21 protein-coding genes are annotated in these 21,012 nt (G+C 66.4%); 13 read left to right on the top strand and 8 right to left on the bottom strand.

The features are described 5' to 3' along the window. Positions 1-1,722: a bifunctional ribonuclease/(p)ppGpp synthase gene (gene relZ, locus ACAG24_RS04405; RefSeq protein ID WP_370471442.1), complete on the top strand. Its 1,722-nt coding sequence runs from the start codon at positions 1-3 to the stop codon at positions 1,720-1,722. 7 nt (positions 1,723-1,729) lie between these two features. Here the strand turns inward: relZ and ACAG24_RS04400 are convergent, their stop codons facing one another. Both ACAG24_RS04400 and ACAG24_RS04395 read right to left on the bottom strand, forming a co-directional pair. Continuing rightward, on the bottom strand, positions 1,730-3,169 hold the full coding sequence (locus ACAG24_RS04400) for an APC family permease (RefSeq protein WP_370471441.1): 1,440 nt from the start codon (positions 3,167-3,169) through the stop codon (positions 1,730-1,732). Positions 3,170-3,509: 340 nt separating this feature from the next. Continuing rightward, positions 3,510-4,118 (bottom strand): TetR/AcrR family transcriptional regulator, encoded by a 609-nt coding sequence (locus ACAG24_RS04395; protein WP_370471788.1) that lies wholly within the window; start codon positions 4,116-4,118, stop codon positions 3,510-3,512. A gap of 107 nt (positions 4,119-4,225) precedes the next feature. Between ACAG24_RS04395 and ACAG24_RS04390 the strand changes: the two genes are divergently transcribed. Continuing rightward, entirely contained in the window at positions 4,226-5,071 is an 846-nt protein-coding gene (locus ACAG24_RS04390; RefSeq protein ID WP_370471440.1) for an alpha/beta hydrolase, read from the top strand. Here the strand turns inward: ACAG24_RS04390 and purD are convergent. Then, a complete protein-coding gene (gene purD / locus ACAG24_RS04385) occupies positions 5,068-6,336 on the bottom strand; it encodes a phosphoribosylamine--glycine ligase (RefSeq protein WP_370471439.1) in 1,269 nt (422 codons plus the stop codon). The genes ACAG24_RS04390 and purD overlap by 4 nt on opposite strands. A 115-nt stretch (positions 6,337-6,451) precedes the next feature. Here purD and ACAG24_RS04380 point away from each other — a divergent pair, with 115 nt between their 5' ends. The 4 genes from ACAG24_RS04380 to ACAG24_RS04365 are packed head-to-tail and all read left to right on the top strand — an operon-like array spanning position 6,452 to position 10,036. Further along, positions 6,452-7,696, top strand: coding sequence for a cytochrome P450 (locus tag ACAG24_RS04380; protein ID WP_370471438.1), 1,245 nt, complete (start codon positions 6,452-6,454; stop codon positions 7,694-7,696). A 30-nt stretch (positions 7,697-7,726) separates the two neighbouring features. Continuing rightward, the gene (locus ACAG24_RS04375; protein WP_370471437.1) at positions 7,727-8,332 is read left to right on the top strand and encodes a TetR/AcrR family transcriptional regulator; all 606 of its coding nucleotides are present in this window, start codon (positions 7,727-7,729) and stop codon (positions 8,330-8,332) included. Between the two features lie 43 nt (positions 8,333-8,375). Continuing rightward, positions 8,376-9,599: a DUF6973 domain-containing protein gene (locus ACAG24_RS04370; RefSeq protein ID WP_370471436.1), complete on the top strand. Its 1,224-nt coding sequence runs from the start codon at positions 8,376-8,378 to the stop codon at positions 9,597-9,599. 2 nt (positions 9,600-9,601) lie between these two features. Then, on the top strand, positions 9,602-10,036 hold the full coding sequence (locus ACAG24_RS04365; protein ID WP_370471435.1) for a hypothetical protein: 435 nt from the start codon (positions 9,602-9,604) through the stop codon (positions 10,034-10,036). Here the strand turns inward: ACAG24_RS04365 and ACAG24_RS04360 are convergent. The 5 genes from ACAG24_RS04360 to ACAG24_RS04340 are packed head-to-tail and all read right to left on the bottom strand — an operon-like array spanning position 10,033 to position 14,802. Next, entirely contained in the window at positions 10,033-11,259 is a 1,227-nt protein-coding gene (locus ACAG24_RS04360) for a hypothetical protein (protein ID WP_370471434.1), read from the bottom strand. The genes ACAG24_RS04365 and ACAG24_RS04360 overlap by 4 nt on opposite strands. Beyond that, positions 11,256-11,690, bottom strand: coding sequence for a carboxymuconolactone decarboxylase family protein (locus ACAG24_RS04355; protein ID WP_370471433.1), 435 nt, complete (start codon positions 11,688-11,690; stop codon positions 11,256-11,258). Before ACAG24_RS04355 ends, ACAG24_RS04360 begins: the two co-directional genes overlap by 4 nt. Beyond that, on the bottom strand, positions 11,683-12,561 hold the full coding sequence (locus tag ACAG24_RS04350; protein ID WP_370471432.1) for an NAD(P)-dependent oxidoreductase: 879 nt from the start codon (positions 12,559-12,561) through the stop codon (positions 11,683-11,685). The genes ACAG24_RS04355 and ACAG24_RS04350 overlap by 8 nt, the downstream gene beginning before the upstream one ends. Next, a complete protein-coding gene (locus ACAG24_RS04345; protein ID WP_085175056.1) occupies positions 12,558-13,319 on the bottom strand; it encodes an SDR family oxidoreductase in 762 nt (253 codons plus the stop codon). The genes ACAG24_RS04350 and ACAG24_RS04345 overlap by 4 nt, the downstream gene beginning before the upstream one ends. Before the next feature lie 13 nt (positions 13,320-13,332). Continuing rightward, positions 13,333-14,802 (bottom strand): aldehyde dehydrogenase, encoded by a 1,470-nt coding sequence (locus ACAG24_RS04340; protein ID WP_370471431.1) that lies wholly within the window; start codon positions 14,800-14,802, stop codon positions 13,333-13,335. 174 nt (positions 14,803-14,976) lie between these two features. Between ACAG24_RS04340 and ACAG24_RS04335 the strand changes: the two genes are divergently transcribed. The 7 genes from ACAG24_RS04335 (at position 14,977) to ACAG24_RS04305 (ending at position 21,009) form a co-directional block, all read left to right on the top strand. Next, entirely contained in the window at positions 14,977-15,573 is a 597-nt protein-coding gene (locus ACAG24_RS04335) for a TetR/AcrR family transcriptional regulator (protein ID WP_370471430.1), read from the top strand. After that, positions 15,570-16,778 carry a cytochrome P450 gene (locus tag ACAG24_RS04330; RefSeq protein WP_370471429.1) on the top strand — a complete coding sequence of 403 codons (1,209 nt, stop codon included), beginning with the start codon at positions 15,570-15,572 and terminating at the stop codon, positions 16,776-16,778. Before ACAG24_RS04335 ends, ACAG24_RS04330 begins: the two co-directional genes overlap by 4 nt. Positions 16,779-16,814: 36 nt before the next feature. After that, positions 16,815-17,678 (top strand): SDR family oxidoreductase, encoded by an 864-nt coding sequence (locus ACAG24_RS04325; RefSeq protein WP_370471428.1) that lies wholly within the window; start codon positions 16,815-16,817, stop codon positions 17,676-17,678. Continuing rightward, on the top strand, positions 17,675-19,030 hold the full coding sequence (cyp51, locus tag ACAG24_RS04320; RefSeq protein WP_370471427.1) for a lanosterol 14-alpha demethylase: 1,356 nt from the start codon (positions 17,675-17,677) through the stop codon (positions 19,028-19,030). The genes ACAG24_RS04325 and cyp51 overlap by 4 nt, the downstream gene beginning before the upstream one ends. Before the next feature lie 4 nt (positions 19,031-19,034). Then, positions 19,035-19,241, top strand: a complete 207-nt coding sequence (locus tag ACAG24_RS04315) for a ferredoxin (RefSeq protein ID WP_370471426.1) — start codon at positions 19,035-19,037, stop codon at positions 19,239-19,241. Positions 19,242-19,243: 2 nt separating this feature from the next. After that, positions 19,244-19,783 carry a nuclear transport factor 2-like protein gene (locus ACAG24_RS04310; RefSeq protein ID WP_370471425.1) on the top strand — a complete coding sequence of 180 codons (540 nt, stop codon included), beginning with the start codon at positions 19,244-19,246 and terminating at the stop codon, positions 19,781-19,783. A 92-nt stretch (positions 19,784-19,875) separates the two neighbouring features. Continuing rightward, the gene (locus ACAG24_RS04305) at positions 19,876-21,009 is read left to right on the top strand and encodes an NDMA-dependent alcohol dehydrogenase (protein WP_370471424.1); all 1,134 of its coding nucleotides are present in this window, start codon (positions 19,876-19,878) and stop codon (positions 21,007-21,009) included. The last annotated feature ends 3 nt before the right edge of the window (positions 21,010-21,012 follow it).

The raw sequence follows: 21,012 nt of genomic DNA, 5'->3' as shown, positions 1-21,012 counted from the left end.
ATGCATTTCGCCGGCCTCGATCTCGCGTGGGGGGAGAAGAACCAGACAGGCGTCGCGGTGGTCGACTCCGACGGACGGCTGCTCCACGTGGGCGCGGCGCACGACGACGACAGCATCGCCGCGGCCGTGGCGCCCTTCACCAAGGACAATTGCCTGGTCGCGATCGACGCGCCGCTGATCGTGAAGAACCCGACCGGTTTCCGTCCCGCCGAAACGGCGTACAACCGGGATTTCCAGCGGTTCGAGGCGGGCGCGCGGCCGGCCTTCACCGACCGTCCCGAGTTCAAGCATCCGCGTGCGGCGCGGATCGCCGAACGCCTCGGCCTGGACATGGACCCGTCGTCGGGATCGTCGCGCCGGGCGATCGAGGTCTATCCACATCCGGCGACCGTCGTGCTGTTCGAGCTCGAGAAGACGCTCAAGTACAAGCGCGGCCCGTTCGCGGACCGGCACCGCGAACTGCTGCGCCTGATGACGCTGATCGAGGGCCTGGACGACGCCACTCCTCGGCTGCGCGCCAACCGCAGCGTCGCGTGGGTCGAACTCCGCAAACGGGTCGAGGCCGCCACCAAGCCGAGCCACCTCGACCGCGACGAAGACCCGGTCGACGCCGTCATCTGTGCCTACGTCGGTCTGTTCTGGTACCACCGGCCCGAGGACGTGACGATCTACGGGGATTTCGCGACCGGCTACATCGTCACCCCCACGCTGCCCGAGGCCCGCCGTCCGAAGCCGCTGCCCCGGGCCAAGGCGCCGGCCCCGTCGGCGCCGCCGGCGGCCGTCGCCGAGTACGCGGCCCGTCGTCCCGCTCTTGTGCAGGCGACGGACCACTATCTGCAACTGGTCACCGCTCTTCTCGACGACGCAGGCATCAACTATCTGTCCGTCACCGCCCGCACCAAGAGCGTCGAGTCGTTCGCCGCGAAGACCGAACGCCGCGCGCTCGACGGCACGCGGCTCTACAGCGAGCCGCTCGTGGAGATCACCGATCTGATCGGACTGCGCGTCATCACCTATCTGCGTGAGGACGTCGACACCGTCGCAAACCTTCTGGCCGAGGAGATGCGGCTCCTCGACGACCGCGACATGGGACAGGAGACGGCGCGCGAAGGGCGGTGGGGTTACGCCAGCCGCCATCTGCTCGTCGGCGTGGAGGGCACCCAGCAGCCGGCATCGATCCAGGTGCGCACCGTGCTGCAGCACGCGTGGGCGGAGTTCGAGCACGAAATCCGTTACAAGGGCTCCATTCCCGCGGCGCACGCCCCGGACCTGGACCGTCGCTTCACGCTCGCCGCAGGCCTGCTCGAGCTCGCCGACCGGGAGTTCTCCGCGGTGCGGGAACGGTTGCGGACCGCGATGCCCGACACGACCGCACCCGAGCCCACCAGCGACCCGAGGATCCCGACGGCGGTGCTGGCCACCTATCTGGGAAACAGGTTCCCCGATGCCGGGTGGTCGCGCACCGACCACTACGCGTGGATCGCCGGCCTGCTGCTCGACCTCGGAATCGATTCGATCGACGCGGTCGACGACGTCCTGGCCGGCATCGACACCGACGCCGTGAACGCCGCCATGGACTACCGCTATCCCGCGGGGGCCGTCCGCCGCCTCGACGACGCGCTGCTCGCGGTATTCGGTCGCCGATACCTTGAGCTGCAAGGCAATTCGCACCGAATCAAACTTCTGGAGACCAGGTTGGAGCGGCTGGAATCGGAGGCCTGACCGGACGTCAGTCCGGCGAGGAGCCGAGGTGCGTCGGGTCGGTGATGTGGCCGTCCTTGATTCCCAGCTGTTTGTTGATCGCCTGGGTGATGAAGAACAGCACGATGCCGATGGCGACCAGACCGCCGGCCACGATGTACTGCTGCGCCGGTCTGCCGGAGAAGGGCAGCACGAGGTACAGCGACGCGACGAAGCCGATGACCGGGAGCGCCGTCGGAGTCTTGAAGTGCCCACCCGATTGGCGCACGTCGCGGCGCAGCACCAGAACGGCGACGTTGACGACGGCGAACACCGTCAGCAACAGCAGGCTCGTGGTCCCGCCGAGAATGGAGATCGCGTTGCTGCTGGCGAACGTGGACACGTAGGTGATGAGCCCGAACGCCAGCAGCGTGGTGAAGATGATGGCCACCCACGGCGACCGCCGGGTCGGGTGTACCGACCCCAGAACCGGTGGCAGCACGTGCTGCCGGGCCATGCCGTAGATGAGCCGGCTGGCCATCAGCATGTTGATCAACGCCGTGTTCGACACCGCGAACATCGTCATGAACGGCAGGATGTCGTCGATCGGCAGCCCGGGCGCTCCGGCCTTGACGACCTCGACGAGAGGCGTGTCACTTGCTTCGAGATCGCCGACAGGGACGAGGGCGACGGCCACGATCGAGATCAGGATGTAGACGATGCCCGCGATCGAGAGGCCGGTGAGAAGGATCTTGGGGAAGGTCTTGACGGGGTCCTTGGTCTCCTCGGCCATGTTGACGGAGTCCTCGAAGCCCACCATCGCGAAGAAGGCAAGCGACGTGGCTGCCGTCACCGCCAGGAAGGTGTTCTTGTCCTCGGCGGTCTCGAACGCGACGACGCGTGAGAAGTCGACGTCGCCGCCTCCGGTGAAGGCCCACAGCCCGACGAGGATGACGATGACCAGGCCGGTGATCTCGACGACGGTCAAGATGACGTTGAGCTTGACGCTCTCCCCCACACCGCGGAAGTTGATCGCCGCGAGCGCGGCCATGAACACCAGCGCCAGGATCAGCACGCCCGCTTTCGGTGCGTCTTCGACCCCGACACCGGTGAAGAAGTTCGCCGCGAACGCTCTGGAAGCCGTTGACGCCGAGGTGATTCCGGAGCACATCACGATGAATGCCACCAGGAAGGTGATGAAGTGGATGCCAAAGGCTTTGTGCGCGTACAGCGCAGCACCTGCCGCTTGGGGATACTTGGTGACCAGCTCCAGGTAACTGAACGCGGTGATGGTCGCGACCGCGAACGCGACGAGGAACGGAAGCCAGGCCGCACCACCCACTTCGGCGGCGACGTCGCCCACAAGGGCGTACACGCCGGTGCCGAGGATGTCGCCGACGACGAACAACAGAAGAAGGCCCGGGCCCATCACTCTCTTGAGCTCGGGCTGCTTCTCGGTGCTGCTCGTGCCGGCCGCGCTTTCTGACATCACACCCTCCCCACTGATTCGTTCGGATCAACCATCATCGACCAGCGAGTGGGCCCGTGCAGTGTCAACGGGATAAACCGACCCGATTCCGTGCCGTACCCGTGACGTCGAAGACCTCGTCGAGGGACCCCGAGGGAGCCCGCCAGCCGCTGCACCCAGGGCTGCGCGAGAACCGTCTGCATTCGCCTCGTGCGCGCGTACATCGTGACGCCGTTGTCGTCGCCGCGGGCGGTGACTTCGACTGGGATCCAACGCTTCAGTGGCGAGGTGTACGTTCCACCCGAAGACAGCAGTCATCGGCTCGCTCGAGATCAATCACACGACCGAGAATGCAAACGCCCTAGTTGAACGGGGCCAGGACGTCGATCACGTCGATCAGGGTGGCCCTGGCGGTGGCCCGTGGACCGTCGCCGTCACCGACGAGTGCCGCGACCACCGCGCCGTCGACGGCGCACACGAGAGCGGTGACGAGTTCGGTGCGCACCGAGCGTCCCGAGCGTTCGACCACTTCGACGACGGCTTCGCTGCGCTGGCGCAGAATGCGCCGCTGGATGTCGCGCAGACCGGGCTGCCGGGCGCAGGCGATATAGCGCTCGTAGCGCGAGATCATCTGCTCGGTGACGCGTTCGGGGTTGTCGCCCACGAGTAGGTCCACGAGGATGTCGGCGGTGGACTCCGCGCCTCGGCGGCGCCGTGAAAGGGCCTCGACCCGGTGGTGGAGTTGCTCACTCTCCCGGGTTCCGACGTGTTCGACGGCCTTGGCGATCAGGTCATCCAGCGAAGAAAAGTAGTACGTCGTCGACGCCAGGGGCAGTCCGGCCCTGCGCGCGACGGCACGGTGCCGAACCGCGTCGAAGCCCCCTTCGCACAGAAGGTCGGCAGCAGCACTGACCAGCGCATACCGTCGACGTTCTCCCTTGGGAGTGACCGCTGCCGTCACCCCATGCATGGTGCCAGTCACGGGGTTTCGGCATCGGACTTTCGGCGAAAGACCCGCTCCGATCAGCCGCGTACGGCGGGTCGCACCGGCGAGTCCGATGTGGTTCCGATGCGATGATGTCGCGCATGCCGTCGATCAACCGTAGAGAGATGCTGTCGCTCGGTCTGCGCGCGGGACTCGCGACTGCCGCAGGAGCCGCCGGGATGTCCGCCATGACCGCCGCACTGGCCTCAGCGGCACCACCGGCACCGACGGCGCCGACGTATGACACCGGCTCGTTCGTCTCCGCCGCCCGCGGCGGCGCCACGGTCGACTGGGCCATCGCTCGCCCGCCCGGCCAGACCACGCCGCTACGTCCGGTGGTCCTGCTGCACGGGAAGGACTCCTCTGCCGGCACGGTGATGTCGATGGGTGTCGAGCGGTTCCTCGCCGACGCGGTCGCGGCGGGCCTGCCGCCGTTCGCGATCGCGGCCGTCGACGGCGGCAACGGCTACTGGCATCGCCGCGCCTCCGGTGACGACTCGGGAGCGATGGTGCTCGACGAGTTTCTCCCACTTCTTGCCGGACAAGGACTCGACACCTCACGGGTGGCGTTCCTGGGCTGGTCGATGGGCGGCTACGGGGCGATGCTGCTCGGCTCCCGACTCGGGCCGGCGCGCACCGCGGCAATCTGCGCGGTCAGCCCGGCGCTGTGGACCTCGCCGGGGGCCGCCGCGCCAGGAGCCTTCGACGGCGCCGAAGACTACGAGGCCAACAGCGTGTGGGGCCTGCGGGCACTCGACGGGATACCGCTGCGTATCGACTGCGGTTTCGACGACCCGTTCGCCTCGGCGACGGAGCAGTTCATCGCGCAGCTTCCGACGCCGCCCGCGGGCGGCTTCTCCGCCGGGGGCCACAACGCATCGTTCTGGTCCTCACAGCTGACGCCCGAGCTCAGCTGGGTCGCGCCGCTGCTGACCTAGACCGAGATCCGCCCCTCCGCCGCCGCCTGACCGATGTCGCGGCGGAAGTGGCTGCCCGGCAACCGAATCGCGTCGATCGCCGTGTAGGCGGACTCACGGGCCGACGTCAGATCGTCTCCGACACCGACCACGGACAAGACGCGCCCGCCCGAGGAGACGACGCTGCCGTCGTCGCGGCGCGACGTTCCCGCATGCAGTACCGCCGGGCCGTCCGCGCCATGGATGACGTCCCCGACGCGGGGCCTGCCGGGATAGTTCTCGGCCGCCAGCACCACCGCCACGGCAGCGCCTGCGTGCCACTGCAGTGGCGGTTGGGCCGCCAACTCACCGGTGGCCGCGGCACGTAGCAACTGACCGAGCGGCGACTCGAGGAGCGCCAGCACCGCCTGGGTCTCCGGATCGCCGAAGCGGCAGTTGAATTCGACGACGGCCGGACCGTTGGACGTGATGGCCAGACCCGCATAGAGCAGGCCGGAAAAGGAACTTCCCCGCCGGACCAGTTCCGCCGCAACGGGTTTGACGATCTGGTCGACAATGCGACGGGTGATCTCGTCGGGCAGCCACGGCAGTGGCGTGTAGGCGCCCATGCCCCCCGTGTTGGGTCCACTGTCTCCATCGCCGACCCGCTTGAAGTCCTGCGCGGGCAGCAGAGGCACGACGGTCTCGCCGTCCACCACGCAGAACAGCGACACCTCGGGCCCGTCGAGGAAGGATTCCAGAAGCACGGGATGGCCGGCGTCGAGGAGACTCGCGGCGTGCGCCCTGGCCGCCTCGCGCTCCGTGGTCACCACGACGCCTTTGCCGGCAGCCAGGCCGTCGTCCTTGACCACCCACGCGGCCTGGCCGCCCGGCGGGCCGAAGCGGCCCAGTGCAGCGTCGAGGTGGGCCGGGTTGTCGACGATTTCGCTGACCGCCGTGCGCACCCCCGCGGCGGTCATCACGTCTTTGGCGAATGCCTTCGAACCCTCGATGCGCGCGGCGTCCTTGGTGGGACCGAAGCAGGCGATGCCCGCAGCGCGCAGGGCGTCGGCGACGCCGAGCACCAGTGGCACCTCCGGCCCGATGACGACGAGGTCGGCGCCGATGCGTCTTGCCAGTGCGGTGACGGCCTCGCCGGAGGTGGCGTCGACGTCGTATTGATCGGCGACCGAGGCGGTGCCTGCATTGCCGGGTGCCACCGACAGCGCGTCGACCTCCGGGTCTCGGCGCAGCGCAAGCAGCAGCGCATGTTCACGGGCTCCGGATCCAACTACCAGGACGTGCACAGATGCCCACCCTAATGGCTGGGCGCCGGACGCAACCCATGTGTCGGCCATACAGCTTTGCCATTCAGTGTATGGTCGATGCCACGTGCCGTACGTCACACAGGAGTGAAGCTCGATGACCACTGCCGACACCCCGCCCGCCGCCTGCCCCTTCCTGCCCCAGGGGTACGACTTCACCGACCCGGATGTCCTGCTCAAGGGCATTCCTGTCACCGAGTTCGCCGAGCTGCGCAAGACCGCGCCGGTCTGGTGGAACGCCCAGGAGGAGTCGATCTTCGGCGACGGCGGCTACTGGGTGATCTCGCGCCACGAGGACATCAAGTCGATCTCGCGCAACAACGCGCTGTGGTCGACGAACGCCAAGGGCGCGGTGATGCGGCTGCCCGACGGCGTCACCGCCGAACAGCTCGACCTGACCAAGGCGCTGCTGATCAACCACGACGCGCCCGAGCACACGCGGCTGCGCAAAATCGTGTCGCGCCTCTTCACCCCGCGTGCGATCGCCGGAATGGAGGACAGGCTCGCCGCCTCCGCCCGCGAGATCGTGCGCAGCGCCGCCCAGAGGGTCAGCGGAAACTTCGTGGACGACGTCGCGATGACGCTCCCCCTGCAGGCGATCGCCGATCTGATCGGGGTGCCGGAGGCAGACCGGGAGAAGCTCTTCGGTTGGACCAACGCGATCATGAACACCGACGATCCGGACTTCGACTCCGATCCGACGATGGCCAACGCCGAACTGATGGGTTACGCCTACACCATGGCCGAGGAGCGCCGCCGCTGCCCGGCCGACGACATCGTCACCAAGCTCATCCAGGCCGATATCGATGGAGATTCCCTCGGTGAGGTCGAGTTCGCGTTCTTCGTCATCCTGCTCGCGGTGGCCGGCAACGAGACCACCCGCAACGCGATGACCCACGGCATGAACGCGTTCTTCGAGAACCCCGACCAGTGGGAGCTGTTCAAACGGGACCGGCCCGAGACGGCCATCGACGAGATCATCCGCTGGGCCACCCCCGTGCACTGCTTCCAGCGCACAGCGCTGGAGGACGTCGAGATCGGTGGCGTGACGGTCGCCGAAGGCCAGCGGGTGGGCCTGTTCTACAGTTCGGCGAACTTCGACGAGGACGTCTTCGAGAACCCGTTCACGTTCGACATTCTGCGAAACCCCAACCCGCACCTGGCTTTCGGGGGCAACGGCGCCCACTTCTGCATCGGCGCGAACCTGGCGCGCATGGAGATCAAGCTGATGTTCAACGAGATCGCCGACCAGATCCCGGACATCTCCAAGCTGGCCGAACCGCAACGGCTTCGCTCGGGATGGATCAACGGCGTCAAAGACCTGCAGGTCTCCTACAAGTAGGGCGCCGACACCGTGGCCTAAAGTGCCTTCGTGCGCACCCACGGATGGTCCGGGGCCAAACCGGCCTCCGACGAAGAGGCCGTCGCCCGCATCCTCGAAGCAGCGGGCAAGGCCATCGAGGAACGCGGCGCCGACTTCAGCATCTCCGACGTCGCGCGCACCGTTGGCGTCACGCGGCAGACGGTCTACCGCTATTTCGCCAGCACCGAAGCGCTGTTGGTCGCGGCCGCCGTCCACGCCGTGGACGGCTTCCTCGAACGGCTGACCGCCCATATGGCGGGCATCACCGATCCAGCAGACGCCGTCACCGAGGCCGTCGCGACCGCGCTGGAATGGTTGCCGCGGGAGAAGTACATCGGGCTGATCATGGTGCCCGGCGGGTCGACACACATCCAGTCGGTCACCTCCGACATCGCGCTGAACTTCGCACGGGACATGGTCGGCCGCCTGGACGTCGAGTGGTCGGCGGAAGGTTTCGACGAGGCCGAATTGAGCCAGCTCGCCGAACATCTGCTGCGCATCATCCAGTCGTTCGTCATCGATCCCGGGCGGCCGCCGCGGGCCGGGGGCGAGCTGCGCGCCTACCTGCGTCGGTGGGTCGGCATGGCCGTCCCCCGCGCCGTTCCCGAGCGCTGAATTGTTGCGCGGGGGTGGTCCCGCACGGCTTTACAGTGGACAGGTGAGTGTGCTGGGCGGCTTCCTTTCCACGTGGTCGCAGGCTCGCACCACTTTCGGCGAGGGGGTACCCGAGCCGGGCGCCACATTCGACCACAGCGTCGCGCTGCAGCAGCTGGAAGCCGACACCCGGTCCGCGGCGCCCACCTCGGTCTGGAGCGGTGCCGCCGCCGACGCGTACGACGTCAAGAACGCCGAGCAGGTCCGCACCCTGTCCCGGATGGCCGAGCTCGACCAGAACATCGGCGCCGAGGTCGACCGGTCCGCTGCCGTGGTCGCCCATGGGCGTCAGCAGCTGGACTCGGTCAAGGACTGGGTGCTGGCGGCGGCCGGCTCGGTCCCGAAAGGTGTTGCCGGCGAACAGATGCTGGTCCCGATCGTCTCGAAGGGCTGTTCGGACATCTCGGAGATCGTCACGACGTCGAACGGCGAGCTGGCCACGATCGCAGAACGGATCCGCAAGCTCGGCACCGAGTACGGCTCGCTCGGCGGCGACAAACCGGAGAAAGACGAGGCCGACCCTCTCGGGTGGTGGAAGCAGGGCGATCCCCCGCCCAAGGATCCGCTCGAGGAGATCCTGCGCAGGTATCAGGTGGACGAGGACCCCGACGGGACCCGGGAATGGGAGCCGCCGTTTCCGTTCAACATGATGACCGATCCCAAGCACGTGACCGCGACCGAGGCGCGCATCCTCGACGAGCTGTCTCCACTGGAGATGCGGGACATGGACCAGATCAAGGAGGCTGCCGAGGTCGAGGCCAAGGTCCGCTTCCCGCCGCAGAACGGTGTCGACGACACCGCCGACAATCACACCGACGCGTTCCGGCACACCTACTGGAATGCGTTGATGACGCAGCGTTTCGGTGAGCAGTGGACCCGCGACTTCGCCACGGCCCACGAGCGGCTGCCCAACAACCCCGCCACCGCCGAGGCGATGGATCTCTACAACAACGAGTTGGGACGGCAGATCGCTGTCGACAATCCCGACGCGACTCCCGCCCAGCTGGCCGATCTCGTCGAGCAGGCGGTCAACGACGGCGACACCGTGGTGATCGCCCCCGGCGGCGAACGGCTCGCCTGGAGCGACACCATCGCCCTCGGCGAGGCCGGGACGACAACGGCCGCAACGGTTCCCGGGCTGCCCCCGATGCCGACCGGCGCCGGCCCGGGCGGGATCTACGACCCGGGTCAGCCGGGCGGCTACGGCACATCGGCGGGGGGATACTGAGCATGCTGCGCCGCACGTTGAGCACGGTATTGGTGGTAGCCGCGGCCGCAGGCTGCGCCGTCTTCAGGGGATCGATGGACATCGACTACAACGACCGACGGCTCAACGACGGGCTCGAAAGCGTCCGCGACTCCGGAGAACCAGCCCGGCTGAGCGAATTCACGAACTGGCAGTGGGACGAGGTTCACCTGTTCCATGAGTTCAGCGACCGCGAGTTCATCGAAAAGACGGTCGGCGAGCCCGTCATCAAGGACGACTTCTACGGCTCCAAGGCGAGCCTGCTGGTCTTCGAGAACGACGGGGCGCCCGTCAAGGCCGCCGGCATCAGCGGCGACTACCTCCGCGGCGCCGACCATAAAGTCACATGGCCGGCTGACGTCATCGTGGCCCCGCAGGGCAGTAGCGGCTTCCTGCTGCTCTCGCTCCCGCCGGGCTAGACGACGGTCAGCGGCAGGGACTTCCGGTCTTCGAACACCCACGAGGCGCCACCGCTGAACTCGCAGACCTCCACCTCGGAAAGCTTCTTCGCCGGGGTATCGGTCTCGATGACGCGGACCGTCCAATCCGATTCCGTACCGGACACTTCGGCGCGCAGATGCGGGTCGACCGCGTAGGCGATGGCTTGCAGAGGCGCGTCGGAAACCGGCGAGACCAACGAGATCCACGAGCCGTCCTCGTACGCCGGTGACCGGCGCACGTGCACGAAGCCGGGGTCGACGTCAGCCGACACATAGGCCGCGGGGTTCAGCAGCGGGTGCAGCTCCAGCACCCGCAGCGCGCCCTTGGCGTCGCTGCTGAGGTTGAGCGCCTTGTGAATTCGCTCCGCGGCCACCCCGGCGATGCCGATCAGCTGCTTGGTGCGGATCAACCGAGCGAGCGCCGCGTCGTCTTTGGCGCGCTTCTCGACCGCGATGGTGAACGACTTCACCAACAGGTGCATCTGAAGACACACCTCGTCGGCGATCCTGACGAGGGCCGAATGGGAGAAGGCGGCGAAGTCGACATCAGCCAGCAGCGGTCCCGAATAGTCGGCGTTACCCTCGTCGTCCGGGTCGATCGGGTCGAGTTCGCACGTGTAGGCGTGGGTGGCGCCGACGATGTCCATCGCCGGGATGAATGGCACGTCGGGGTAGGACTCGTCGATGATGACGGTCCATGCGCAGTGCGGGTGACGATCCGACGGCGTCCGCGGCGGGCGGTGGATCGGCCGCACCTGCGCCTTGGGGTTGGTCGCCAGCGCGGTCGCGTCGAAGGTGGGGTCTTCGATGTCGTGGCACATGCCTTTGACGTAGTCCTCGCCCATCGGTTCGACGTCGAGCAGTGCACCGCAGTGGTCGAGGTAGAACTCACCGTGCCAACGGTCGTGCACGATGTAGCGGAAGTCCATGAACTGCGGCGGCGCACCGATGTCGAATTGCAGACCTTTGAACAGCGTGAAGATGTCGACGCCTTCGTACTTGAGGGCCTTCTGCATCCGCTTCGTGTAGAGCGGGCTGGAGGCCGCCCATTCCTCGATGGCGATCTGCACCATCTCTTCACGCCCGAAATTGCTGATGCACCAAGCCATTCCGGATCGGTCGATGAGCTGGCCGATCAGCAGCAGCTCCGGGACCAAGGTGGCCAGCTCGTCACGCGACAGTGCCGCATATCTACTCATCACGACTTGTCCCCGGAGTGCATCTGGACGGCGGCGTTCACATTCGCCTTCTTGTCCTCGCCCTCGCCGCGTTCGGCCGCCTTCTTGCGCTTCTTGATCACCTTGCTGACGGCCCCGTCGAACTTCGAGCCCAGCGGAAAGCCGAGATAGTGCGTCAGAAAGACCGCCATCTCCTTGAGTTCGTCGCCGGTGATCTCTTCGTTGTGCATCGCGGCGTTGGCCTGAATCTCGGCGAGAGCGTCATTGCCGAGCGCCGCGACGGCGGTCAGCGTCATGATGCGCTTGTCCCGCATCGACAGCCCAGGCCGGTTCCAGATGGTGCCGAAAAGGTGGTCCACGGTGAGGTCGAAGTACGGGTCGCCCTCGATGTTGGGCATCTCCCAGCCGTAGACCTCGTTCATCTTCTCCAGGCCCTTGCGGCGCAACTCATCCATCGTGGACCACTCCTTCTGTCGTCGACTCCCTGTGGGGCACACCGAGCCCGGCGGCCAGGTCCCGCAGCGCGATCTCCGTTAAGGGCAACTCCACCCCGGTGGCCTCGCCGAGCCCGAGCGCCAGCTTCAGGTCCTTCTCGGCCAGACCGCGGGTGTGGACGAACATGTCGTACAGGAAGTGATCGGGCGCAAGAGGTCTGGTGTCGTCACGCGCCATGATCGCACCGGGTCCGCCGCTTTGCGCATCGCTGTGCCGCACCACCCTGCCGAGCTTCTGCAGGTCGATGCCGGACGCTTCGGCCAACCTCGATGCCTCGCAGGCCGCCGTGAATCCGATGAACGTCAGCATGTTGCGGGCGATCTTCATCTTGGTGCCGGCGCCGGGCTCACCGGCGCGGACGACCATCGACGCCCATTTCTTGAAGACGGGCTTGACCCTGTCGTAGGCGTGCTGGTCGGCGCCGACCATCACGGCCAGTTCGCCCTTCTCCGCCGCACCGGCACCACCGCTGACCGGGGCGTCGACGATGTGAATCCCCTTCGGGGCAAGCTGCTCGGAAAGTTCGGCGGCAGTCCCCGGCTCGATGGTGGAGTGGATCGCGATGACCGTGCCCTCGATGGCGTGCGCGGCGAGCTCGCCGACGACGTCACGCACCTGCTCGTCGTTGAGCACGGTGACACTGATGACATCGGCGGCCGCGACGTCGGCGATGTTGTCGGCCAGCGTCGCACCCAGCTCGGCCAGCGGGGTCATCGCCTCGGTGCGGACGTCGAACACGATGAGGCCGCCCGGCCAGTCGACAAGCCGCTTCGCCATCGGCGCGCCCTGATTGCCCAGACCGATATACCCCAGCTTCAGCGCGTCGCTCATCTGATGATCTGTCCGCCGTCCACGTTGAAGATCTGACCTGTGACCCACTTGGCCTGGTCCGACAGCAGGAAAAGACACATCCCGACGAGGTCGTCGGTTTCACCCATGCGCGACAACGGGATTCCCTTGACGATGTCGGCCACCATCTCCTGCGGCGTCGTCGTGCGATTGGCCTCGGTGTCGATCGGCCCCGGTGCGATGGCGTTGACCCGGATGTTCTGGCCACCGAGTTCGGTGGCCAGCTGCTGGGTCAGGCTGTTGACGCCGGCCTTGGCCAGCCCGTAGAAGTTCGAGTAGAGCCACGCCGCCGTCGACGACTGGTTCACGATGGCGCCGCCGCCGCGCTTGGCCATCTTGCGGTACACCGCCCGGGTGCACACGAGCGCCCCGTCGAGGTTCACGCTCATGAACTTCTTGTAGTAGTCCCAGTCGACGGTGATCAGGAAGTCGAGCTTCATACCGCCGAAAATCGCGGCGTTGTTGACCAGGTAGTCGATGCCGCCGAACTCCGAAAGTGCCTGCGCGGCCATCTCCTTGGCAGAGTCGATGTCGGAGACGTCGACGCGCACCGCGAGGGCGTTGCCGCCTTCCCCCTTGATGCCGTCGGCGACCTTCTGGGCACCCTCGGTGTTGATGTCGGCGACGACGACTGCCGCCCCCTCGCGGGCCAGTGCCTCGGCGTAGGCCTGACCGATGCCGCCGCCCGCGCCGGTGACGATCGCCACCTTGTCCTTGAACTGATCCCCGTACAGGGCCACTGATGTCTCCTTGCTAGTTCGCTGCTGTCGCAATGGCTTTGATCTCGAGGTACTCCTCGAAACCCGCGAGACCCATCTCCCGGCCGATGCCGGACTGCTTGTATCCGCCGAACGGCATGTCGGCCGAGTACCAGACGCCGCCGTTGATGTTGACCGTGCCTACTCGCAGCCGGGCCGCCACGGCGTTGGCACGCTCAAGATCCGGAGAGAACACCGTGCCCGACAATCCGTAGGGCGAGTCGTTGGCGATCCGGACGGCGTCGTCGTCGCCGTCGTGCGCGATCACCGTCAGGACCGGACCGAAGATCTCCTCGCGCGCCACCTTGGCGTTGTTGTCGAGGCCGGCGATCACCGTCGGCTCGATGAAAAAACCGGTGTCGCGATCCGCGGGACGGCCACCGCCGCAGGCGAACCTGCCGCCTTCGGCGATCGCCGAGTCGAGGTAGCCCTGGATGCGGTCGCGTTGCCGCTCGGAGATCACCGGGCCGCAGATGGTGCCCGGGTTGGTGGGATCGCCGGGCTTGAGACCGCCCATGGTCGCGGCGGCCGCTTCGACTGCGGCGTCGTAGCTCGCCCTCGGCACCACCAGCCGGGTCGTGATCGCACAGCCCTGCCCGGCGTGCATCGACGCGGTGAAGGCCGCCATCGAGCAGGCGCCGGCGAGGTCGGCGTCGTCGAGTACCAGGAACGCGGACTTGCCGCCGAGTTCCAAGAACACTTTCTTCAACGTCGCCGCACCGTCGGACATCACCGCACGGCCCGTGTTCGTCGACCCGGTGAACGAAACCATGTCCACGCGGGGGTCTTTCGACAGCAGCGCGCCGACCCCGTGATCGCTGGACGTGACGATGTTGATGACGCCCGCAGGGAAATCGGTGTGCTCGGTGATCAGCTCGCCCAGCACCGCAGCTGCCCACGGCGTGTCAGGAGCGGGCTTGAGCACCAACGTGTTTCCCGCCGCGAGCGCGGGCCCGACCTTGGCGAGGTTGATCTGGTGCGGGAAGTTCCACGGCGTGATCGCACCGACCACGCCGATCGCCTCACGGGCCACGGTCCGCTGGGTCTTGATTCCCATCGGCGAGGCGACCCCGAGATCGCTGCTCCACCGGTAGGACTCCGCGGTGTCGGCGCAGAAGCTCAGGTCCTCGACGGGTCCTTCGAGCTGTGCAGCCGAGGTCAGCATGCGAGGCGCGCCGACCTCGGAGATCGTGAGATCCCGCAGATCCTCGACGTTCTCGCGCATCGCTTCCTGCAACTGACGTATGCACCGCACGCGCAGTTCGGTGTTGGTCGACCAGTCCGTCTCGTCAAAGCTTCGTCGAGCCGCGCCGATGGCTGCGCTCATGTCGTCGGCGCTCGCATCGGCGGCCACCCCGAGCGTCTCCTCGGTGGCGGGATTGACGGTGGGAAACGTGCCCGAGCTTCCGGCCACGAGCTTGCCGTCGATGAGCAGCTTGCTCTCGCGATCGGCCAGGATTGCCATCCTGCCTCCTGTGTCTGATTCCTGGACAAGTGTCCGACAGAGTTCATTCGAACCATAGCGGCACTGATGCGCGCCAGGCAAGAACCACGTGCGCAACGCCGCTGAAAGCATCGATGATCTGCTATTTCCTTTCATTGCTTGCCTATCGTGCGTCGTGTCCGATAACTTGGACAAGTGTCCAGTGATGCTGTTGCCGCACTCACGCCTGAGTCGGGGCACCCGCCTCGCAACCGCCGGCAGGAGGAGACGTTCCGCAAGGTGCTCGCCGCCGGTCTGGACATGCTGCGCGAGTCCTCGTACGCCGATCTGACGGTGCGCGCGGTCGCGGCGCGGGCCAAGGTCGCCCCGGCCACCGCGTACACGTACTTCTCGTCGAAGAACCACCTCATCGCTGAGATCTACCTGGACCTCATGCAGAAGGTCGAGTACTTCACCGACGTGAACGACAGCACCGCCACCCGCGTCGAGAAGACGCTGCGCACCATGGCGCTGACCCTGGCCGACGACCCCGAAGTGGCCGCGGCATGTACGACCGCGCTGCTGTCGGGTAACGACGCCGCGGTGCGCGCTGTACGGGAGAAGATCGGCAGCGAGATCCACAAACGCATCCGCGCCGCCGTCGGACCGGATCCGGATCCACGCACGCTGGCCGCACTCGAGATGACGTTCTTCGGTGCGCTGGTCAACGCAGGCAGCGGCGCTTTCACATACCACCAGATCGCCGACCGTCTCAGTTACGTCGTCGGCCTCATCGTCGGGGAGGACCGGTGACGATCTCTGAGGTAGGGCTCGATCCCTACAACTACGACTTCCACGAGGACCCGTACCCGTATTACAAACGACTGCGCGACGAGGCGCCGCTGTACCGCAACGCCGAGCTCGGATTCTGGGCCCTGTCGCGCCACCGCGACGTGCTCCAGGGGTTCCGCAACAGCACCACGCTGTCGAACAAGTTCGGTGTCTCGCTCGACCCGGCGTCGCGTGGTCCGCACGCGTCGAAGACGATGTCGTTCCTGGCGATGGACGATCCCGATCATCTGCGCCTGCGCACGCTGGTCTCGAAGGGGTTCACCCCCAGGCGGATTCGCGAACTCGAACCGCGCGTCACCGAGATCGCGGTCCAGCACCTCGACTCGATGCTGGAGCAGGCGCGGGACGGCGCCACCGTCGACTACGTGGACGAGTTCGCAGGCAAGCTGCCGATGGACGTCATCTCCGAGCTGATGGGTGTGCCCCAGGCCGACCGGGTTCAGGTACGCGCCTGGGCGGACGCGGTGATGCACCGCGAAGAGGGTGTCACCGACGTCCCCGACTCGGCGATCGAGGCCTCGCTGAACCTGATCGTCTACTACCAGGAGATGGTCAAGGAGCGGCGCAAGCAACTCACCGACGACCTGACGTCGGCGCTGCTGGAAGCCGAGATCGACGGTGATCGGCTCACCGACGACGAGATCATCGGCTTCATGTTCCTGATGGTGATCGCTGGTAACGAGACCACCACCAAACTGCTTGCCAACGCGGCGTTCTGGGGTCACCGCAATCCCGACCAGCTCGCTCCGGTCTACGAGGATCTCGAGCAGGTGCCGTCCTGGGTCGAGGAGACGCTGCGCTTCGACACGTCCAGCCAGATCCTCGCCCGCACGGTGCAGGGTGAGTTGGAGCTCTACGACACCGTCATCCCCGACGGTGACGTCCTGCTGCTGCTCCCCGGTTCGGCCCACCGCGACGAGCGCGTCTTCGAGAACCCCGACGACTTCGTCATCGGCCGCGAGATCGGCTCGAAGCTCATGAGTTTCGGCAGCGGCGCCCACTTCTGCCTCGGCGCCCACCTGGCACGCATGGAGGCACGGGTCGCGCTGGCCGAGTTGTTCAAGCGAATCCGCGGATACGAGGTCGACGAGGCCACCGCTGTCCGCGTCCACTCGAGCAATGTTCGCGGATTCGCTCATCTTCCGATGTCGGTGTCCCACCGATGAAACCCATCTCCTCAAAGGTCCGCTGAAAGGCCAGGCATGCCCCGCTTCGAACCCCTGCCCGACCGCCGCACCGCACTGGTCGCCGGCGCCTCCTCCGGCATCGGCGAGGCCACCGCGATCCGGCTCGCCCGCAACGGTTTCCCGGTTGCCCTGGGCGCCCGGCGGGTGGAGAAGCTCGACGAGATCGTCGGCAAGATCCGCGCCGACGGCGGTGAGGCCATCGCCGTGCACCTCGACGTCACCGATCCCGACTCGGTGAAGGCTGCCGTCGAGCAGACGACCTCCGAACTCGGCGACATCGAGGTGCTCGTCGCCGGGGCGGGCGACACGTACTTCGGTAAGCTCGACAGCATCAGCACCGAGCAGTTCGAGTCCCAGGTGCAGATCCACCTCATCGGCGCCAACCGCGTCGCGACCGCGGTGCTGCCCGGCATGATCGAGCGCCAACGTGGCGACCTGATCTTCGTGGGATCCGATGTGGCACTGCGCCAGCGGCCGCACATGGGTGCCTACGGCGCCGCCAAGGCCGCCCTCGTCGCGATGGTCACCAACTACCAGATGGAGCTCGAGGGCACGGGCGTGCGCGCATCGATCGTGCACCCCGGCCCAACCAAGACGTCGATGGGCTGGAGCCTGCCTGCGGACTTGATCGGGCCCGCGCTCGAAGACTGGGCCAAGTGGGGCCAGGCGCGCCACGACTACTTCCTGCGCGCCGACGACCTCGCACGGGCCATCACGTTCGTCGCCGAAACCCCCCGCGGCGGGTTCATCGCGAACATGGAGCTCCAGCCCGAGGCTCCGCTGGCGACGACGAAAGACCGCCAACAGCTCAAAGTCGATGAGGAGGCCCTCGACTCGACGGCGGGCAGGAGCGAAGCGACCAGGGGAGAAGAAAAATGACCACCGCAGTCGTCCCCCGCGTCTCCGGCGGCGAGGAAGAGCACGGCCACCTCGAAGAGTTCCGCACCGACCCGATCGGGCTGATGAAGCGCGTCCGCGAGGAGTGCGGGGATGTCGGCTGGTTCCAGCTCGCCGACAAACAGGTGGTCATGCTCTACGGCGCCGAGGCCAACGAGTTCTTCTTCCGGTCCACCGACAGCGAGCTCAACCAGGCCGAGGCCTACCCCTTCATGACACCGATCTTCGGTGAGGGTGTGGTGTTCGACGCCGACCCGGAGCGCCGCGCCGAGATGCTGCACAACACCGCCCTGCGCGGCGAGCAGATGAAAGGCCACGCCTCGACCATCGAGAACGAGGTCAAGAAGATCATCGCCGACTGGGGCGACGAAGGCGAGATCGAGCTGCTCGACTTCTTCTCCGAGCTGACGATCTACACCTCGACCGCGTGCCTGATCGGCCTGAAATTCCGTGAGCAGCTGGACAATCGGTTCGCCCACTACTACCACCAGCTGGAGCGCGGAACCGACCCGCTCTGCTACGTCGACCCCTACCTCGACATTGAGAGCTTCCGCATCCGCGACGAGTCGCGGGTGAAACTCGTCGCACTCGTCCAGGAGATCATGGACGGGCGGATTGCCAACCCGCCCAAGGGCAAAGAGGATCGCGACCTGCTGGACGTGCTGGTCTCGATCAAAGACGACGAGGGCAATCCCCGGTTCACGGCCAACGAGGTCACCGGCATGTTCATCTCGCTGATGTTCGCCGGCCACCACACGAGCTCGGGCACGTCGGCGTGGACCCTGATCGAACTGATCCGACACGCCGACACCTACGCCGAGGTCCGCGCCGAGCTCGACGAGCTCTACGCCGACGGCCAAGAGGTGAGTTTTCATGCGCTGCGCCAGATTCCGAAGCTCGACAACGTCGTCAAGGAGACGCTGCGCCTGCATCCGCCGCTGATCATCCTGATGCGCGTCGCGCAGGACGAGTTCGAGGTGAAGGGTTTCCCGATCCACAAGGGCGACTTCGTCGCCGCCTCACCGGCGATCTCCAACCGGATCCCCGAGGACTTCCCCGACCCGGATGCCTTCAACCCGGACCGCTACAACAAGCCCGAGCAGGCCGACATCGCCAACCGGTGGACCTGGATCCCGTTCGGTGCAGGCAAGCACCGCTGCGTCGGCGCCGCGTTCGCCCAGATGCAGATCAAGGCGATCTTCTCGGTGCTGTTGCGCGAGTACGAGTTCGAGATGGCCCAGGCGCCCGAGAGCTACCGCAACGACCACTCCAAGATGGTCGTTCAGCTGGCCCAGCCGGCGAAAGTCCGCTACCGCAGGCGAGTTCAGGCCTAAGCCTATGGGCTGCTACCGCATTGAACTCGACGAAGACCTGTGCCAGGGCCACGCCATGTGTGAGCTGGAGGCCCCGGATGTCTTCAGGGTGCCCAAGCGTGGCGTCGTCGAGATCCTCGACCCCGAACCCGCCGACGAGCTCCGCGATGCCGTGGAGATGGCCGTCGACATGTGTCCCACCCGCGCAATATCGATCACAGAAAAGGATTAGCCATGGCAACTCGCGAGCAACTCGAAGACTGGGTCGAGCGCTGGCTCAAGGCCAACCGCGATGCCGAAGAAGCCGGCGACTGGAAGCCGATGGCGGAGTTCTACACCGAGGACGCGACCTACGGCTGGAACATCGGGCCGAAGGAAGACGTCATGTGCGTCAACAAGCAGGAGATCCGCGACGTCGCGCTGGGCCTGGAGATGGAGGGCCTGGAGAACTGGGTCTACGAGTACCAGAAGACGCTGATCGACGAGAAGCAGAACGAGATCGTCGGCTTCTGGAAGCAGATCGCGAACAAGAGCGACGGCACCCGCGACGAGATCTACGGCATCGGCGGCAGCTGGTTCCGGCTCAACGATCAACTGCTCATCGAGTGGCAGCGCGACTTCTTCGACTTCGGCCACGTGCAGAAGGCGTTCATGAAGCTCATCGAGTCCGGCGACCTCACCCCCACCATGCAGAAGCGCATCGAGCGGTCCCTGGCCGGTGAGAAGTTGCCCGGTTACTACCCGCTCGGCGAGGCACCCGTTCCCATTTGGTGATCACACCACCAAGCGGTTGCTTGGGGAGGCTGTGATGTGGCTAACTAGAGCCTCTAGTCTGAAACTAGATGCTCTAGTCGAAAGCAGGAGAGATGAAGACCAAAGGCGCTCTGATCTGGGAATTCAACCAGCCGTGGTCGATCGAGGAAATCGAGATCGGCGACCCCGTCAAGGACGAGGTCAAGATCCAGATGGAAGCGTCGGGCATGTGCCATTCCGACCACCACCTGGTGACCGGAGACATCCCGATGGCAGGCTTCCCGGTCCTGGGCGGCCATGAGGGCGCCGGCGTCGTCACCGAGGTCGGCCCCGGCGTCGAGGGCCTGGAGCCCGGCGACCACGTCGTGCTCTCGTTCATCCCATCGTGCGGCGTGTGCCCGTCGTGTCAGTCCGGACTGCGCAACCTCTGCGACCTCGGCGCGATGCTGCTCCAGGGCACCGCGGTCTCCGACAACACTCACCGCATCCACGCGGTCAAGGACGGCACGCCCGTCATCCCGATGACCCTGCTGGGCACCTTCAGCCCGTACATGGTGGTGCACAAGAGCTCGGTCGTGAAGATCGACCCGTCCATCCCGTTCGAGGTCGCCTGCCTCGTCGGCTGCGGCGTGACGACGGGCTACGGCTCGGCGGTGCGCAGCGCCGACGTCCGCCCCGGTGACGACGTTGTCATCGCCGGCATCGGCGGCGTCGGCATGGGCGCCCTGCAGGGTGCGCTGAATGCGGGTGCGCGCAACATCTTCGCGGTCGACCCTGTCGAGTGGAAGCGCGACCAGGCACTCAAATTCGGTGCGACCCATGCCTACCCGGACATCTTCAGTGCGATGGCCGGCGTCGCCGAGGTCACCCAGGGGCGTATGGCCGCCAAGACGATCATCACCACCGGCGAGTTGGACGGCGCCGACATCGACAACTACCTCAACATCACCGCCAAGGGCGGCACCGCCGTGGTGACCGCGGTCGCCAACATGGCCAAGTCGGATGTGACGCTGAACCTGTCGATGCTGACCCTGCTGCAGAAGAACCTGCAGGGCACCATCTTCGGTGGTGGCAACCCGCACCACGACATCCCGCAGCTGCTGTCGATGTACAAGGCGGGCCGGCTCAACCTCGACGACATGGTCACCCGGCAGTACAAGCTGGAGCAGATCAACGACGGCTACAAGGACATGCTGGAAGGCCGCAACATCCGCGGCGTCATCCGCTACACCGACGCCGACCGGTAGACC

Source organism: Mycobacterium bulgaricum (assembly GCF_041287165.2).
GTDB lineage: Bacteria > Actinomycetota > Actinomycetes > Mycobacteriales > Mycobacteriaceae > Mycobacterium > Mycobacterium bulgaricum.
Note: the sequence above shows the minus strand (reverse complement) of the source record. Positions and strands in the feature narration are given on the sequence as shown.